Raw genomic sequence first — 15,968 nt, 5'->3', positions numbered from 1 at the left:
GATGGGCGAATTCATCCTCAAGATGCCGGATGTCGGCGAAGGGGTCGCCGAGGCCGAGCTCGTCGAATGGCACGTCAAGCCAGGCGATCCTGTCCGCGAAGACATGGTGCTCGCCGCCGTGATGACCGACAAGGCGACAGTCGAAATTCCCTCGCCGGTGTCCGGCAAGGTGCTCTGGCTCGGCGCCGAAATCGGCGACACGGTCGCGGTGAAGGCGCCGCTGGTCAGGATCGAAACCGCCGGCGCAGATGGCGAGCCGGCCCCGGACAGTGTCCCGGAGGCGCTCGCCGAAGCCGTGCTGGAGGAGCCCGTCGCCGTCTCCGCCCCGCCGACAGCCAAGGCGCCGCCCAAACCTGAGAAGGCCGAGCCCCGGCCGGCACCGGCGCCCCGCGAGGCACCGGAGATCGCGATGAAGCCGCTGGCTTCGCCGGCGGTGCGGCTGCGCGCCAAAGAGAGCGGCGTCGACCTCAGGCAAGTGACCGGCACGGGACCTGCCGGGCGCATCACCCATGAGGATCTCGATCTCTTCACCAGCCGCGGCGCCGAACCGCTGCCGGCCCAGATCGGCCTCGTCCGCAAGACAGCGGTGGAGGAGGTGAAGATCGCCGGATTGAGACGGCGGATCGCCGAGAAAATGTCGCTCTCGACCTCGCGCATCCCCCATATCACCTATGTGGAGGAGGTGGACGTGACGGCGCTCGAGGATTTGCGGGCGACGATGAACCGCGACCGCAAGCCCGACCAGCCGAAGCTGACGGTCCTCCCCTTCCTGATGCGGGCGCTCGTCAGGACCGTCGCCGAACAGCCGGGCGTCAACGCCATCTTCGACGATCATGCCGGCATCATCCACCGCCACGCCGCCGTCCATATCGGCATCGCCACCCAGACGCCCGCCGGCCTGACCGTGCCGGTCGTTCGCCATGCGGAAGCACGGCGGATCTGGGATTGCGCTGCGGAATTGAACCGATTGGCCGAGGCGGCCCGCACCGGCACCGCGACGCGCGACGAGCTGATCGGCTCGACGATCACCATCTCTTCGCTCGGCGCGCTCGGCGGCATCGCCTCGACGCCGGTCATCAATCACCCGGAGGTGGCGATCGTCGGCGTCAACAAGATCGCCATCCGGCCGGTCTGGGACGGGACGCAGTTCGTGCCGCGCAAGATCATGAATCTGTCGTCGAGCTTCGATCACCGCGTCGTCGACGGCTGGGATGCCGCCACCTTCGTGCAGCGCCTGAAGACGCTGCTCGAAACGCCGGCGCTGATTTTCGTCGAGGGGTGAGGCAACGATGAAGGAAATCTCCTGCAAGCTCCTGGTGCTCGGCGCCGGCCCCGGCGGCTATGTCTGCGCCATCCGGGCCGGACAGCTCGGCGTCAACACCGTAATTGTCGAGAAGGAGAAGGCGGGCGGCACCTGTCTTAATGTCGGCTGCATCCCGTCCAAGGCGCTGATCCATGCGGCCGAGGAATTTCACAAGCTTCGCGCGGCGGCCTCCGGCAGGAGCCCGCTCGGCCTTTCGCTCGACGCCCCCGCGATCGATCTGAAGCGCACGGTCGCCTGGAAGGACGGGATCGTCGGCCGTCTGAACAGCGGCGTGACGGGTCTCCTCAAGAAGGCCGGCGTCAAGGCCGTCCTCGGCGAGGCGCGCTTTGTCGATGGCAAGACGGTGGACGTGGAAACGGAAACCGGCGTCCAGCGCATTCGCGCCGAAGCGATCGTCATCGCCACCGGCTCGGCCCCGGTCGAGCTCCCCGACCTGCCTTTCGCCGACAGTGTCATCTCCTCCACCGAGGCGCTGTCATTGAAAGAGGTTCCGCAGACGCTCGCCGTCATCGGCGGCGGCTATATCGGCCTCGAACTCGGCACCGCCTTCGCAAAATTGGGCTCGAAGGTGACGGTGCTCGAGGCGATGGACCGCATCCTGCCGCAATATGACGCCGAGCTGTCGAGGCCGGTGATGAAGCGGCTTGGCGACCTGGGCATCGAAGTCTTCACCCGCACTGCAGCCAAACGCCTGACGGCCGATCGAAGCGGCCTGCTTGCCGAAGAAAACGGCCGCCCCTTCGAAGTGCCGGCGGAAAAGGTCCTCGTCACCGTCGGCCGCCGGCCCGTGGTCGAGGGCTGGGGGCTGGAGGAGATCGATCTCGATCGCTCGGGCCGGTTCATCCGCATCGACGATCAGTGCCGCACCTCGATGCGCGGCGTCTATGCGATCGGCGACGTCACCGGCGAACCGATGCTCGCCCATCGCGCGATGGCGCAAGGCGAAATGGTCGCCGAAATCATCGCCGGCCAGAAGCGCAGCTGGGACAAGCGCTGCATTCCGGCCGCCTGCTTCACCGATCCGGAGATCGTCAGCGCCGGCCACTCGCCGGAGGAGGCGCGAGCGGCCGGCATCGAGATCAGGATCGGCCAGTTCCCCTTCCAGGCGAACGGCCGCGCCATGACGACGCTTGCCGAGGATGGTTTCATACGCATCGTCGCGCGCGCCGACAACCACCTCGTGCTCGGCGTCCAGGCGATCGGCCACCACGTTTCGGAGCTTTCGGCCACCTTCGCCCTGGCGATCGAGATGGGCGCCCGCCTGGAGGATATCGCCGGCACGATCCACGCGCACCCGACCCAATCGGAGGCGTTCCAGGAGGCGGCGTTGAAGGGGCTGGGGCACGCGCTGCATATCTGAGGATCATAAAAGACCCCTCCCCAACCCCTCCCCACAAGGGGGAGGGGCTACAGTGCCGCTGCCCTTACCGCCCTTTTCAAGAAACTCGAGGTTTCTGCAACGGTCCAGCGACGCGGAGACGATGCGGCTGGGAAGCCCCTCCCCCTTGTGGGGAGGGGTTGGGGAGGGGTTCTTTCGGACCTACTGCATCAACTCCAACCCCACTGCCGTCGCCTCGCCGCCGCCGATGCAGAGCGAGGCGATGCCGCGTTTGACGCCGTTCGCCCGCATCGCATGGAGAAGAGTGACGACGATGCGGGCGCCGGAGGCGCCGATCGGGTGACCGAGGGCACAGGCGCCGCCGTGGATGTTGACGATGTCGTCGGAAAGGCCGAGATCGCGGATCGCCGCCATGGCGACGACGGCGAAGGCCTCGTTGATCTCGTAGAGGCCGACGCTTCCCTTTTCCCAGCCGAGTTTTTCGAAGAGCTTGTCGATCGCGCCGATCGGCGCCGTCGTGAACCAGGCGGGTTCCTGCGCATGGCCGGCATGGCCGGCAACGATCGCCAGCGGCGTCAGTCCGCGCTTCTCCGCCTCGCTCGCGCGCATCAGGATCAGCGCCGCGGCGCCGTCTGAGATCGAGGAGGAATTCGCCGCCGTGACGCTGCCGCCGTCGCGGAAGGCCGGCTTCAGCTTCGGAATCTTCGCCGGATCGGCCTTCAAGGGCTGCTCGTCCCGGTCGAGATTGGCGGTTCCGCGTTTGCCGCCATCCACGATGCCGACGATCTCGTCGGCGAAGGATCCGTCCTCCGCCGCCTTCAGCGCCCGCTCCAACGAGCGCAGCGCGAAAGTATCCTGGTCGGAGCGGGAAAATTGGTAATGCTGGGCGGTGTCCTCGGCATAGGTGCCCATTAGGCGCCCGGAATAGGCGTCCTCCAGCCCGTCGAGGAACATGTGGTCCTTGACCTCGCCATGGCCGAGCCGGAAGCCGCCGCGGGCCTTCGGCAGGAGGTATGGGGCGTTGGTCATCGACTCCATGCCGCCGACGGCGACGACGGATGCGCTGCCGGAGATGAGTGCGTCATGGCCGAGCATCAGCGCCTTCATGCCCGAACCGCAGACCTTCGAGACCGTCGTCGACGGCGTTTCCGTCCCGAGGCCGGCGCCGAGCGCCGCCTGCCGGGCGGGGTTCTGCCCAAGGCCGGCGGGCAGTACGTTGCCCATCAGCACTTCATCGACCGCATCGAGGCCGGCGCGATCGAGCGCCGCTTTCAACGCGACGGCGCCGAGTTCCGGCGCCGTCAAATCCTTGAGACCGCCCTGAAAGGCGCCCATCGGCGTGCGTGCCGCCGAAACGATAACCACTGGGTCGCGATTGCTCATCTTCGTCCTCCCATGCGGCCGATGACCGGCTTCCTCAAGCAGCATGAGCGGTGTCAGCCCCTCATCCCGCTGCCGCGACCTTCTCCCCGCAGGGGGGAGAAGGGGCAAGTGGCACCGCCCAAGTCCCCTCTCCCCGCCTGCGGGGAGAGGGTTAGGGTGAGGGGCAATCGCCGTTATCTCGCCGCAGGACGTGGATTCGTCACGTCATGAGAGACTATAGCCGCCGAATACGGCGAGGCAACGCCGTCGTCACCCCATCCGTTCCGACGCATAGCTCCCCGGGCTCGGCGGAAACACCACGACGCGGTTGCCGTTGATGAAGGTGCGGTGGTGGATATGGGCGTGGACGGCACGGGCCAGCACCTGGCTTTCGACGTCGCGGCCGATCGACACGTAATCCTCGGCGGATTGCGCATGGGTGATGCGGGCGATGTCCTGCTCGATGATCGGGCCTTCGTCGAGGTCGGCGGTGACGTAATGCGCCGTCGCGCCGATCAGCTTGACGCCGCGCTCATAGGCCTGCTTGTAGGGGTTGGCGCCCTTGAACGACGGCAAGAACGAGTGGTGGATGTTGATGATCCGGCCCGACATCTTCTTGCAGAGCGCGTCCGACAGCACCTGCATGTAGCGGGCCAGCACGATCAGTTCAGCGCCGGTCTGCTCGACGAAGTCCAGGAGCTGGGCTTCCGCCTTCGGCTTGTTCTCCTTCGTCACCTTGATGCAGTGGAAGGGGATGTCGTGGTTGACGACGACCTTCTGGTAGTCGAAGTGGTTGGAGACGACGCCGACGATGTCGATCGGCAGGGCGCCGATCTTCCAGCGGTAGAGCAGGTCGTTCAGGCAGTGGCCGAAACGCGACACCATCAGCAGCACCTTCATGCGCTCTTCGGAATCACGGATTTCCATCGTCATGTCGAAGCGCTTGATGACCGGAGCGAAGCCTTCGCGCAGCTCCTCGAGTTTCGCGCCTTCCTGGCTGATGAAGGTGAGCCGCATGAAGAAGAGGCCCGTTTCGAGATCGTCGAATTGCGAGCTATCGCTGATGTAACAGCCCTTCTCCGCGAGATAGCCGGTAACGGCAGCAACGATGCCGCGGGTGGATTTGCAGGTGACGGTCAGCACATAGCTTTTCATCGATGGGTCTCTCGTTCTTGAGGTGTTTCCGCGCCCCCTTACACGGGCAGTCACGCGAAAACTAGCGTGACGATCTCGGCCCCGCCGATCCATTCGCGACATCGGCTGGACCGAACGGGCCACGGCCGAGTGCGTAAACGTAGATGCGAGAGACTACTTCGACCGGTCGGGATGCGCCCGCGCGAAGGCGTCGATCGCGGCACAGCGCGCTTCGATGGCGACGATGCGCGGACAGGCGGAAAGATCGACTTCCCAACGGCGGGCATTGTAGACCTGCGGCACGAGGCAGATATCCGCCATGGTCGGCGCCTCGCCGTGACAGAAGGCTCCGGTCGCGGGGTGATCCAGCATCCGTTCGAAGGCGGCAAGACCCTCGCCGATGAACTTCTGCATCCACGCGCGTCGCGCCGCCTCGCCGTTCTCCGCGACGGCCGTCACATGGGCGACCACGCCAAGATTGCAGACGGGATGGATATCCATCGCAATCGCATGGGAAAGCGCACGCACCCGCTGGCGGCCGACGGCAACGCCCGGAAGAAGGCCGCTCTCCGGCCTCGTCTCGGCGAGATACTCGATGATGGCGAGCGACTGGGTGAACCGTTCGCCGTCGATGTCGAGTACCGGGACCAGTCCCTGCGGGTTGCGGCCGAGATGCTCGGGCGCGCGATGCGCCCGGGCGAGAAGATCGACGGGGACGGAACGGTAGCTTTCACCGATGAGATTGAGGGCGATCCGCACGCGATAGCTCGCCGACGAGCGCCAATAGTCGTAGAGAACGGTTTCACTCATCGGATCCTCCCGACCGCACCTCAGGCGCGCTCGTATCTCTGCACCTTCTGCTCGATGGCGCCGAAGATCGAATGGCCGGCGGCGTCCTTCATCTCGATCCTGACGGCGTCACCGAATTTCAGGAAAGGCGTTGTCGGCGCGCCGCTCTCGATCGTCTCGATCATGCGCAACTCGGCGATGCAGGAATAGCCGACACCGCCTTCCGAAACCGGCTTGCCCGGACCCGCCCCGAGCTTGTTCGAGACCGTGCCGGAACCGATGATGGTGCCGGCAGAGAGCGGCCGGGTGCGGGCCGCGTGCGCAATCAGTTGCGGGAAGTCGAAGGTCATGTCGATCCCGGCATTGGCGCGACCGAAGGGCTTGCCGTTAAGATCGACGCGAAGCGGCAGGTGCAATTTGCCGCCGTCCCAGGCCCCGCCCAATTCATCGGGCGTCACGGCGACGGGCGAGAAGGCGGAGGACGGCTTCGACTGGTAGAAACCGAAGCTCTTGGCGAGCTCGCCCGGAACAAGTCCGCGCAGAGATACGTCGTTGACGAGCATGACGAGCCGGATCGCCTCACGCGCCTCCCCGGCCGTCGCGCCCATCGGCACGTCGTCGACGATCACCGCCACCTCGCCCTCCATGTCGATGCCCCAGGCCTCGTCGGCCGTGACGATCGGATCACGCGGGCCGAGGAAACTGTCAGAGCCGCCCTGATAGATCAAAGGGTCGGTCCAGAAACTCTCCGGCATATCGGCATTGCGCGCCCTTCTGACCAGTTCGACGTGATTGACGTAAGCGGAACCGTCGGCCCATTGGAAGGCGCGCGGCAGCGGCGACGCGGCATCGTGCTCATGGAACCGCATGGTCGGCTGGGAGCCGGTCTCGATCCCTTCGGCGACGCGCGCCAGCCGCGGCCCAGCATGCGCCCAATCGTCGAGCGCCGCCTGCAGCGTGCGGGCGATGTGCCCCACCTCGGAGCAACGAGTCAGGTCTTTCGAGACCACGACGAGCTTGCCGTCGCGGGTGGAGTCTTTCAGCGTCGCGAGTTTCATGGTGTTTCCCGATATGTGTCGTTGATCCGCGCCGGACGATGCGGACTTTGCCAGCATGTCACGGTTCTTCGACGAAAGTCACTTGATTCCGGGCGTGCCGTCGAATTTCCGGTCGAGACCGGACCAGCAGTCGATGTAATCGTCCTGCAGCGTCTCGAGCTCGGCCGCAAACGTCGTCAGCTGCTGCGGGAAACGCGTCTCGAACATGAAAGCCATGGTGTTGTCGAGCTTGACCGGCTTCAACTCGGCGTTCGAGGCCTTCTCGAAGCCGGAGAAATCCGGCCCGTGTGCCAGCATCATGTTGTGCAGGCTCATGCCGCCCGGCACGAAACCCTCCTCCTTCGCATCATAGCGGCCGTAGATCAGCCCCATGAACTCGCTCATGATGTTGCGGTGGTACCAGGGCGGGCGGAAGGTGTGCTCGGCGACCAGCCAGCGCGGCGGGAAGAGGACGAAGTCGATATTGGCGGTGCCTTCCTCCCCCGACGGCGCGGTCAACACCGTGAAGATCGATGGGTCCGGATGGTCGAACAGGATGGCGCCGACCGGCGAGAAGGTCTTCAGGTCGTATTTGTAGGGCGCGTAGTTGCCGTGCCAGGCGACAACGTCGAGCGGCGAGTGGCCGATCTCGACGACATGGAAGGAACCGCACCACTTCACCTGCACCCGGCAGGGCGTCTCCTTGTCCTCGAAGGCGGCGACCGGCGTCTTGAAGTCGCGCGGGTTGGCGAGGCAATTGGCGCCTATCGGTCCGCGATCCGGCAAGGTGAATTTCGCGCCGTAATTCTCGCAGATATAGCCCCGCCAGGCCTTCTCCTCGCCGAGGCAGCTGACCTTGAACATCGTGCCGCGTGGCACGAGACAGATTTCCGACGGCGCCACGTCCATCTTGCCGAGTTCGGTAAAGACGCGAATCGCACCGGTTTCGGGCACGATCAGCAGCTCTCCGTCGGCATTGAAGAAATAGTCGTCCTCCATGTCGGCATTGAAGACATAGGCATGCGCCGCCATGCCGACCTGGGTCAGCACATCGCCCGCCGTGGTCATGGTGCGGACGCCTTCGAGGAAGTTCAGTTCCCCGGTCGGGACCGGCAGGGGGCTCCAGCGCAATTGCCCGAGCGCCAGCGAATGTTCGACGACATGCGGCGCCGTCTTCCAGTGCGGATAGTCGATCTTCCTGAAGCGCCCGGTGTGGCGGACGCTCGGCCGGATGCGGTAGAGCCAGGACCGCTCGTTGGTGCCGCGCGGCGCCGTGAAGGGCGAGCCGGAGAGCTGTTCGGCGTAAAGACCGTAGTTGCATTTCTGCGGGCTGTTCTGCCCCTGGGGCAGGGCGCCGGGAAGGCTTTCGGTCTCGAAATCATTGCCGAAGCCCGGCATATAGGTGAGCGTTTCCGTCTCGGCCGTGTTTGCTTCGCGCCGCTTTTCCGCCGTGTCCAACATCGCTTGCATCTCCTCTTCAGGATGGCATATTAGTTGCAAGCGTAACTATTGATTTTGTAACTATCAACGGCGGAGAGCCTGTTTGACCGAGGTGTTCGAACTGGAAACCTTCCTCCCCTACCGGCTGAATCGGGCGGCGGAATTCGTGGCGCTCCGCTTTGCCGCGCAATACAAGGCGCGTTATCAGTTGACCCGGCCCGAATGGCGAACCCTCGCCGCGCTCGGCAGCTCGGAGCGGCCAATGACGGCAACCGAAATCGGCGCCCATTCGTCGATGCACAAGACCAAGGTGAGCCGCGCCGTATTTGGCCTGGAGCAGCGCCGCTGGCTGAAGCGCGAGGAGGATGGCCGCGACCGTCGCGTCGAGCACCTTGCGCTGACGCCCGCCGGCAAGCAAGCCTACCGGGAGCTGACGGGACTCGCGAGCCGCTATCAGGCGGAGTTGCTGTCGATGCTTGGGGCGGAGAATGTGGAGGCGCTCTCGAACGGCCTGCAGGCAGTCGAGCGGGCGATGAGGAAAGCGGGCGCATCCGGGAGTGCGGCCTTGACGTGACCCCTCCCCAACCCCTCCCCACAAGGGGGAGGGACTTACGGTGCCGCAACGTCTCCGGCCATCGTGCCCCTTGCAACGGACGCTAAGCTGTTGGAATCACAGGCGATCGCCACGGACGCCAAGCCCCTCCCCCTTGTGGGGAGGGGAATTCTAAAGCGCGTCGCATTCAATCGTATTCATGCCATGCGCTTTAGGTCTTTGTTTTTGTGCGTGTCGTAGTCCCAACACCGCTACCCACCTTTGGGCGACTGCAATAAGCTTCGCAACAAACCCGAACTTACCCCTTTACGCGCTCCGGTATCGGCAGGCCTTCGAAACTCTTGAGCGTCTCCAGCACGATCGAGGTCTTCACGTGCTGGACGCTGTCATGCGGCAGCAGCACATCGTTGACGAAGCGCGACAGCCCGGCGAGGTCCGGCGTCACGACGCGCAGGTGATAGTCCATCTCGCCGGTCAGCGCATAGGCTTCCAGCACTTCCGGCAGGCCGGAGACGAGCTTGGCGAAGCGCTTGGCATTGTCACGATTGTGGGTGGCGAGCGTCACCGAGATGACCACCATCAGATCGAGGCCGAGCTTCTGACGATCGATCTGTGCCTGATAGCCGGTGATGAAGCCTTCCGCCTCGAGCCGCGAGCGGCGCCGCGAACACTGCGACGGCGAGAGTGCGATCCGCTCGGACAGTTCGTTGTTCGTGAGATGCCCGTCGCGCTGCAGTTCGCCGAGGATCTTGAGGTCGAATCCGTCAAGCTGCTCCATTCATGCACCCCCACGCCATCCATCGCACAATTCATGCACGATCCTCGCTGAATCGCGCAAGAATACAAGCAACATGCATCGAATCTGCGCCATACTTCAACAAAGTTCGGAGGCACGAGAGGAGAGTTTCGATGGGCCCGTTCCCGCATGATGCCCCGCCCGCAAAGATCTCGGCGGACAACCCCGCCGGAACCGACGGCTTCGAGTTCGTCGAATTCGCCCATCCGGAGCCGGAGAAGCTTGAGGAATTGTTCCGCCGCATGGGCTACACGCCAGTGGCAAAACACCGGACGAAGAACATCACCGTTTGGCGGCAAGGCGACATCAACTACATTCTGAACGCCGAACCCGGCTCGCATGCCATGCGCTTTGTCGGCAGGCACGGGCCCTGCGCCCCGTCGATGGCTTGGCGGGTCGTCGATGCGAAGCATGCCTTCGAGCATGCGGTCGCCAGGGGCGCCGAACCCTATACCGGCAGCGACAAGAGCCTCGACGTGCCGGCGATCGTCGGCATCGGCGGGTCGCTTCTCTACTTCGTGGAGACCTACGGCGATAAAGGGTCCGCCTACGACGCCGAGTTCGCGTGGCTCGATGAACGCAATCCGAAACCCGCGGGCGTCGGCTTCTACTATCTCGACCACCTGACGCACAATGTCTACCGCGGTCAAATGGACAAGTGGTGGGGCTTCTATCGCGAACTGTTCAACTTCAAGCAGATCCATTTCTTCGACATCGACGGCCGCATCACCGGGCTCCTGAGCCGGGCGATCACCTCCCCCTGCGGCAAGATCCGCATTCCCTTGAACGAGTCGAAGGACGACACCAGCCAGATCGAGGAATACCTGAAGAAGTACAAGGGCGAAGGCATCCAGCACATCGCCGTCGGCACCGAAACGATCTACGACGCGACCGACAGGCTGGCCGAGAACGGCCTCAAATTCATGCCCCGGCCGCCCGACACCTACTACGAGATGTCGCACGAGCGGGTCCACGGCCATGAAGAGCCGATCGAGCGGATGAAGAAGCACGGCATCCTGATTGACGGCGAGGGCGTGGTGAACGGCGGCATGACGAAGATCCTCCTGCAGATCTTCTCGAAAACCGTCATCGGGCCGATCTTCTTCGAATTCATCCAGCGCAAGGGAGACGAAGGCTTCGGTGAGGGCAATTTCCGGGCGCTGTTCGAGTCGATCGAGGCCGATCAGATCCGGCGCGGCGCTCTGGGCAAGCCTCCTGCTGCGGCCGAGTAATTGCAGCGCCGTGCGTCTTATCAGACGCACAAAGCTCGCTGTGGCACTTGAATCGGCTCCGATTTAAGGAAACACGCAGTAGAGCGCGTCGTTCGAGTCGCGTCAAAGCCGCGCGCCGTTCCGGGCGCGCGGCTTTGTTGAAAACACCTACAGCGGCGTGCGTCTTTTCAGACGCCCAAAGGACGCCGTAGTCACTTCGTTTCGCTGCATGCTCTTATTCTTGAATCAAAACATGCAGTCGTCAGTTCGGCCAGCGCCCGCGAGGCGCGCCCAGATCGCCTTCGTGCCGGAAATAGCGCGACGCCGCTTCGGTGCGGTTGCGCACGTTCATCTTCTTGTAAATATTGCGGACATGCACCTTGACGGTGTTTTCCGAAAGCCCGAGCCGGTCGGCGATGATCTTGTTCTGCGTGCCCATGCAGATCAGATCGAGAATTTGGATCTCGCGCGTCGTCAGCATACCCCTGCCGCTCTCGCCCCGCCGCTCCGGGTCGATGGCTTCGACGACCGATGGCCGTTGAACAGGGGAACTGCCTCCTGCAAACCCCCGCGGCGCCAAGCGCCTGAGCAAGGCTGCGGGAAAGTGCTCGCCGCCCTTCATCAGGAGATCGATGGCGGTCAGACAGACGTCGAGATGCAGGTTCAAGGGGAGCACGCCGTGGATCAGCCCCTCGTCGACGAAGCCGGCGATCGAGGTATCGAGTTCATCCGCATTCTCCACCACGATTCCGATCGAAGCCTTCGGGTGGAACTCATGGATCATTCTGATGATCGACGGGAAAGTGCTTGCCGGCATGCGGTAGAGCATCACCAGGGCGACATCGACGAGATTGCCATCGAGCAGGCTGTCGCCTTCCGAAAGGCTCACCACCTCATGGCCTTGAAAGCGGGTGCCGATCGCTTGCGTCAGGCATTCGGCAAGCAGGTCGGCCTTGGCGAGCATCACGATCTTACTTTTCTTTGCTAAAACCTTATTATTGTCTTCAAAATTGCTCAATGTAGAGCTTTCGCGATACATTTATCCCTCCTTGGGCATTCCCTGAATATTTGCGGGTATGAGACCCCTCTCGGAGAACGCCAATGTTTAAAAAATTTATTCGAATAAAAAACGAATTCTCCACGAGTGAAAAATTCGTAATGGCTAACATATCGTAAATATGGGGGATGCGAAACCACCCAAACGGGTTAGTTTCGCCGCATAGCCCCGTCTAGATCGGTCAGAAACGAACCAATTTTGGGCCAATCCACCCAAAGCCTTGGACAAGTCCGGAAAGCGGCCGTGCATTTTTCACGTCCTTCGACCACCCTTTGCTTTTCAGGGGTATCGGGCGGACCGAGAGCTGGGGCGGAAACGGCGGGGTCGCGACGACATTCAAGGCCAAGATGTAGATCGCGGCCCCGTACGTTCTAGCCTGATCCGATGGACCGCGATACCAACAACGGGTTATCGCAGCCCTTGCCGCAATGGCGGTCCGCGCCCCCCGTGCCGGTGGAATCCGCCCCAGGCATCACCCGCTGCGCCTGCCCCCCCTTCGGTTCCAGGCCTGCACAAAAGGAAGTCGGTGCCGATCGGACGCATGGCACGCAACGCGGCAGGTCGTGGCGGCCGCGACGGATTCGCAATGTTAACATCGCCTTAACCATAACGGTGAGGCGGATTGCGCGGGGGCGTCAGGACGGCCGAGGCCGCAACACATCGATCCACCGTCAGATCACTTCCCGCCTGTTGTCGACCTCCCGTCTCTCCTCACTGCGATCCGCCAAGCGACTACCCAGACTAACCATAATTGGTATCTATCGCTTGCGCGCATTCCAGAACACACTGCCAACGTCGCATAAGTTTTATGCGTCTCCGGGCAATGTACTGCTTAGGTTCGGAAGAATTTGTATTGCGTTCATATGACAAAGTGTATGACTGAGTATTTTTAAGACCTAGCAATTTAGGACAGAGAAACATCTGCCCAAGACTTGTATTGAAAGAAATGAAAAATATCGGAATCCCAAAGATGAATCACCGGGTTCATCTGATTACAAGAGAGCCAGCGCCCTAAGAATCCTATAAAAGATGAAGGGTTTCGGTGCTGGCTCCCTCTTACGAAAGAGTTTTCGAGGAAGTTGTGATGCCCGATTCCTCAGCACGAAACCTTGGGCTCCCTGATAACTTCAGCACCGACGACGAGCTGAAGGTTGGTGCGCTCGTCGACGGATTGGCGGCGGGCACCGCCACGAGAACAAACGGCAGCGACGGCGCACCGCCTCATGCCGATGCTGGTGACCTTGCCTTCTCTCTCGACGATCGCCTTTCCCTCACCTTCAATCTCGACCATGTTCTGAGTAGGTCTTTCGACGGTGGTAACGAGGCCGGCTTCAACGTCTTGCAGGCGAACAGCCTGGCAGATCAGGACCGCGCCTATACCAGCAGGATGAACGACAACCATGGCGACACCAATCTTGACGCGGTCGGCGCAGGCACGGACCACGGCCTCGACGCCACTTGCGACTGGGATCTCAAGGTCCACAACGATCTCGCCCCCCGCCCCTCTGCGGAAACCACGGCTATCGGCGCACACTCGGATGCAGGCTACGAAATCGTCCAGGGTGCGAACCTTCTCAGCAACGTCGCGAATGTCGGTGCCATAGGCAGCGACATACACGCGTCGTCCGCCGGGCAGGACAGCGACATCGATTGACACTGATGAAGAGTCGGATGCATCGGCCGTGGCGGTTGGTGCGATGGAGCAGGCTGATGGCGCTCCGGTCACCGGACGCAAGCACGCCTGCGCAAGCCGAAGTCTCCCTTTGCCGCGGAAAAGGGAAGGGATCGGGACATGGATGCTGAGAAGGTCAATGAGATTGTTGCGCATTTCATCGGCTGGTTCGAAGCGGCCGCCGATGAGGCGCGCCTAAGAATCCAATATCTCCAGGGTCAGGGAGCGTCGAAGGCCGCGCCGACGGAGACGGCCGCGGATGCCCCGGCGGCGACGCACGAATTGCGCTTCGAGCTGAAGAGCTATGATCCCGAGGTCGTCTACAAGCTTGCTCCCTATGACGTGTCCCGATTGGAATCGCCCCACCAAACCCATCCCTCCGGCTATGATGCGACCCACCGCAATGCAACCGAAGCAGCGACCGAGGACAGCGCGGCTCACACGCTCAAGGTCACCGGGATCTTTGATGCTCGTCCGATCGAGACACCCGCGGCAGACTCCCTGACCGTCAGCGATGGACCCGGCTCGCTTGTCAGCCATGTCGTCCAGCCCAGCGCCCTCCATGACGACGACGTGGTCAACATGACGGAAGGAACCGCCGCGCCGCGCGACGTCAGCTATGTCGATGCCGAGCTTGCCGAATACGTCGAGGCAGCGTCCGAGACGTCCGCTCTCGTGCAGCCGAGCGGTGCGAATGCGGCCGACCCTCCAGCCGCCGTGGCGGCCGATCTCAAGACGTTTTCCGCGGACATGCGCGATGGCCCATCGCAAGGACCCGTCCAGCCCTCGGGGGATAGCGGCATCCGAACTCCCGAGACCGTCTCACCCGACGAATTGGCAAAGAACGAGCGCGGCGACTCGGTTGTCGCTGCAGACCGGATCGACGGCATCTATGTCAACGGCACGCGTGCCGAGGTCGCCTCCCGGCTCGACGACGGCCTGCCCGAGGGCTGCGCGCCCCCACCGGCCTTCCAGATCGATACAGACGGCAAGACCACGGGCGGCGACAACGGCGATGGGCTGCACGTCGACGCGGGCGACAACGTCGTCGCCAACATTGTGAGCATCGTCGGCACGAGCATTGTCGCACCTGTCACGGCGGTGATGGGCGATTACCATCAGATCGATGTCATCACGCAATCCTATGTCTATGCCGACAACGACACGCTGAACGGCACGATCGTTCACGCTTCCGAGACCGTGTCGCAGACGGTCGCCCTGAATATTGCAAGCTTCCAGCAGCGCGAAGTCGAAGCGGCGTCGGATGACGGGGACGATGTTTCGGACGCATCCCCGGTGTTCCCGACGAGCTGGCAGGTGAGCGTCGTCGAAGGCGACCTTTCCTTCGTCCGCTGGGTCGAGCAATATAACTTCGTCAGCGACAACGACACGGTCACCGTCACGACGACCGGCGTGGAAACGACAGTGCTCACCGGCGGCAACACGGCCGTCAACTTCCTCTCCTTCATTGGCGCCGGGCATAGCTACGATCTGGTCGTGGTCGGCGGCCAGGTGCTGGACATCAATGTCATCAGCCAGGTTTCGGTTCTCTACGACAACGACCATATCGAGGGCGTCACGGCCGGGAGCGGCATGACCACCGACGATTCCGGCAACCTCATCTGGAACTCGGCATCGATCACGAACATGGGCGGAGACGACTTCGAGGCGATGCCGGACTACATTCAGCAAGCAGTCGACAATATTCAGGCCGGCATCGACGAACTGCCGGAGGAACTGGCGCAGGACCACAATTTCGAAGGCTATGCGAGCCTGCACATCCTTTACATCACCGGCAACCTCTATGACGTCAACGTCATCAATCAGATCAGCATTGTCGGAGACGCCGATGCCGTGAGCTATGTGGCCAGCAAGGTGCTGCAAGAGGAATCGGACGCCGAGATCACGATCCAGACCGACGGCAACGCGGTCATCAACATCGCCGGGATCATCGATCAAGACGGCTTCAGTCACACGACCTACGTGGCGGGCGGCGTCTATTCGGACGCGATTCTCATCCAGTCGGGAATCGTCGACGGGCAAACCGACCTGCAGCCGGCGGCGCTCGCGAACGAAGTGATCGCCTTCATTGGCGAGGACGCGAGCGACCCTATAGGCGATGCCATCACCGACACCGGCAGCGACACTGGGTGGTCGAACAGTCAATGGGACGACGTCATTCATAACGTGCTGACATGAATCCCGTGGGTCTCCGAATGAAATCCAGGACCCAAGACGGTCCTGTCCTTCGAAG

The 15,968-nt window shown here is 62.8% G+C and carries 13 protein-coding genes; 6 read left to right on the top strand and 7 right to left on the bottom strand.

What is annotated here, in order from left to right; all coding sequences use genetic code 11:
- Position 1: 1 nt before the first annotated feature.
- Together AU381_RS18700 and lpdA are read left to right on the top strand one after the other, a co-directional pair.
- A complete protein-coding gene (locus AU381_RS18700) occupies positions 2 to 1,282 on the top strand; it encodes a dihydrolipoamide acetyltransferase family protein (RefSeq protein ID WP_064243248.1) in 1,281 nt (426 codons plus the stop codon).
- Positions 1,283 to 1,289: 7 nt separating this feature from the next.
- Complete coding sequence (gene lpdA, locus AU381_RS18695) at positions 1,290 to 2,684, top strand: dihydrolipoyl dehydrogenase (protein ID WP_064243247.1); 1,395 nt, start codon at positions 1,290 to 1,292, stop codon at positions 2,682 to 2,684.
- Between the two features lie 180 nt (positions 2,685 to 2,864).
- Here the strand turns inward: lpdA and AU381_RS18690 are convergent, their stop codons facing one another.
- From AU381_RS18690 to hmgA, 5 genes are all read right to left on the bottom strand, one after another.
- A complete protein-coding gene (locus AU381_RS18690) occupies positions 2,865 to 4,046 on the bottom strand; it encodes an acetyl-CoA C-acyltransferase (RefSeq protein WP_064243454.1) in 1,182 nt (393 codons plus the stop codon).
- Positions 4,047 to 4,295: 249 nt separating this feature from the next.
- Positions 4,296 to 5,180, bottom strand: a complete 885-nt coding sequence (purU, locus tag AU381_RS18685) for a formyltetrahydrofolate deformylase (RefSeq protein WP_064243246.1) — start codon at positions 5,178 to 5,180, stop codon at positions 4,296 to 4,298.
- A 153-nt stretch (positions 5,181 to 5,333) separates the two neighbouring features.
- Positions 5,334 to 5,969, bottom strand: coding sequence for a maleylacetoacetate isomerase (gene maiA, locus AU381_RS18680; protein WP_064243245.1), 636 nt, complete (start codon positions 5,967 to 5,969; stop codon positions 5,334 to 5,336).
- A gap of 20 nt (positions 5,970 to 5,989) precedes the next feature.
- On the bottom strand, positions 5,990 to 7,006 hold the full coding sequence (locus tag AU381_RS18675) for a fumarylacetoacetate hydrolase family protein (protein ID WP_064243244.1): 1,017 nt from the start codon (positions 7,004 to 7,006) through the stop codon (positions 5,990 to 5,992).
- A gap of 78 nt (positions 7,007 to 7,084) precedes the next feature.
- Positions 7,085 to 8,446, bottom strand: coding sequence for a homogentisate 1,2-dioxygenase (gene hmgA / locus AU381_RS18670; RefSeq protein WP_064243243.1), 1,362 nt, complete (start codon positions 8,444 to 8,446; stop codon positions 7,085 to 7,087).
- 82 nt (positions 8,447 to 8,528) lie between these two features.
- Between hmgA and AU381_RS18665 the strand changes: the two genes are divergently transcribed.
- On the top strand, positions 8,529 to 8,999 hold the full coding sequence (locus AU381_RS18665; RefSeq protein WP_064243242.1) for a MarR family winged helix-turn-helix transcriptional regulator: 471 nt from the start codon (positions 8,529 to 8,531) through the stop codon (positions 8,997 to 8,999).
- Positions 9,000 to 9,276: 277 nt separating this feature from the next.
- Here AU381_RS18665 and AU381_RS18660 read toward each other — a convergent pair whose 3' ends face one another.
- Positions 9,277 to 9,756 carry an Lrp/AsnC family transcriptional regulator gene (locus AU381_RS18660; RefSeq protein ID WP_064243241.1) on the bottom strand — a complete coding sequence of 160 codons (480 nt, stop codon included), beginning with the start codon at positions 9,754 to 9,756 and terminating at the stop codon, positions 9,277 to 9,279.
- A gap of 131 nt (positions 9,757 to 9,887) precedes the next feature.
- On the opposite strand from AU381_RS18660, the gene hppD reads away from it, so the two are divergent.
- Positions 9,888 to 11,006: a 4-hydroxyphenylpyruvate dioxygenase gene (gene hppD / locus AU381_RS18655; RefSeq protein WP_064243240.1), complete on the top strand. Its 1,119-nt coding sequence runs from the start codon at positions 9,888 to 9,890 to the stop codon at positions 11,004 to 11,006.
- Between the two features lie 241 nt (positions 11,007 to 11,247).
- Here the strand turns inward: hppD and AU381_RS18650 are convergent, their stop codons facing one another.
- Positions 11,248 to 12,024, bottom strand: a complete 777-nt coding sequence (locus AU381_RS18650) for a helix-turn-helix transcriptional regulator (protein ID WP_064243239.1) — start codon at positions 12,022 to 12,024, stop codon at positions 11,248 to 11,250.
- Positions 12,025 to 13,126: 1,102 nt separating this feature from the next.
- Here AU381_RS18650 and AU381_RS18645 point away from each other — a divergent pair.
- Positions 13,127 to 13,696 (top strand): hypothetical protein, encoded by a 570-nt coding sequence (locus AU381_RS18645; protein ID WP_064243238.1) that lies wholly within the window; start codon positions 13,127 to 13,129, stop codon positions 13,694 to 13,696.
- Between the two features lie 138 nt (positions 13,697 to 13,834).
- Positions 13,835 to 15,913, top strand: coding sequence for a hypothetical protein (locus tag AU381_RS18640; RefSeq protein WP_064243237.1), 2,079 nt, complete (start codon positions 13,835 to 13,837; stop codon positions 15,911 to 15,913).
- Positions 15,914 to 15,968 lie beyond the last annotated feature (55 nt).

Origin of the sequence: Sinorhizobium glycinis (assembly GCF_001651865.1) — a bacterium.
Classification (GTDB): domain Bacteria; phylum Pseudomonadota; class Alphaproteobacteria; order Rhizobiales; family Rhizobiaceae; genus Sinorhizobium; species Sinorhizobium glycinis.
Note: the sequence above shows the minus strand (reverse complement) of the source record. Positions and strands in the feature narration are given on the sequence as shown.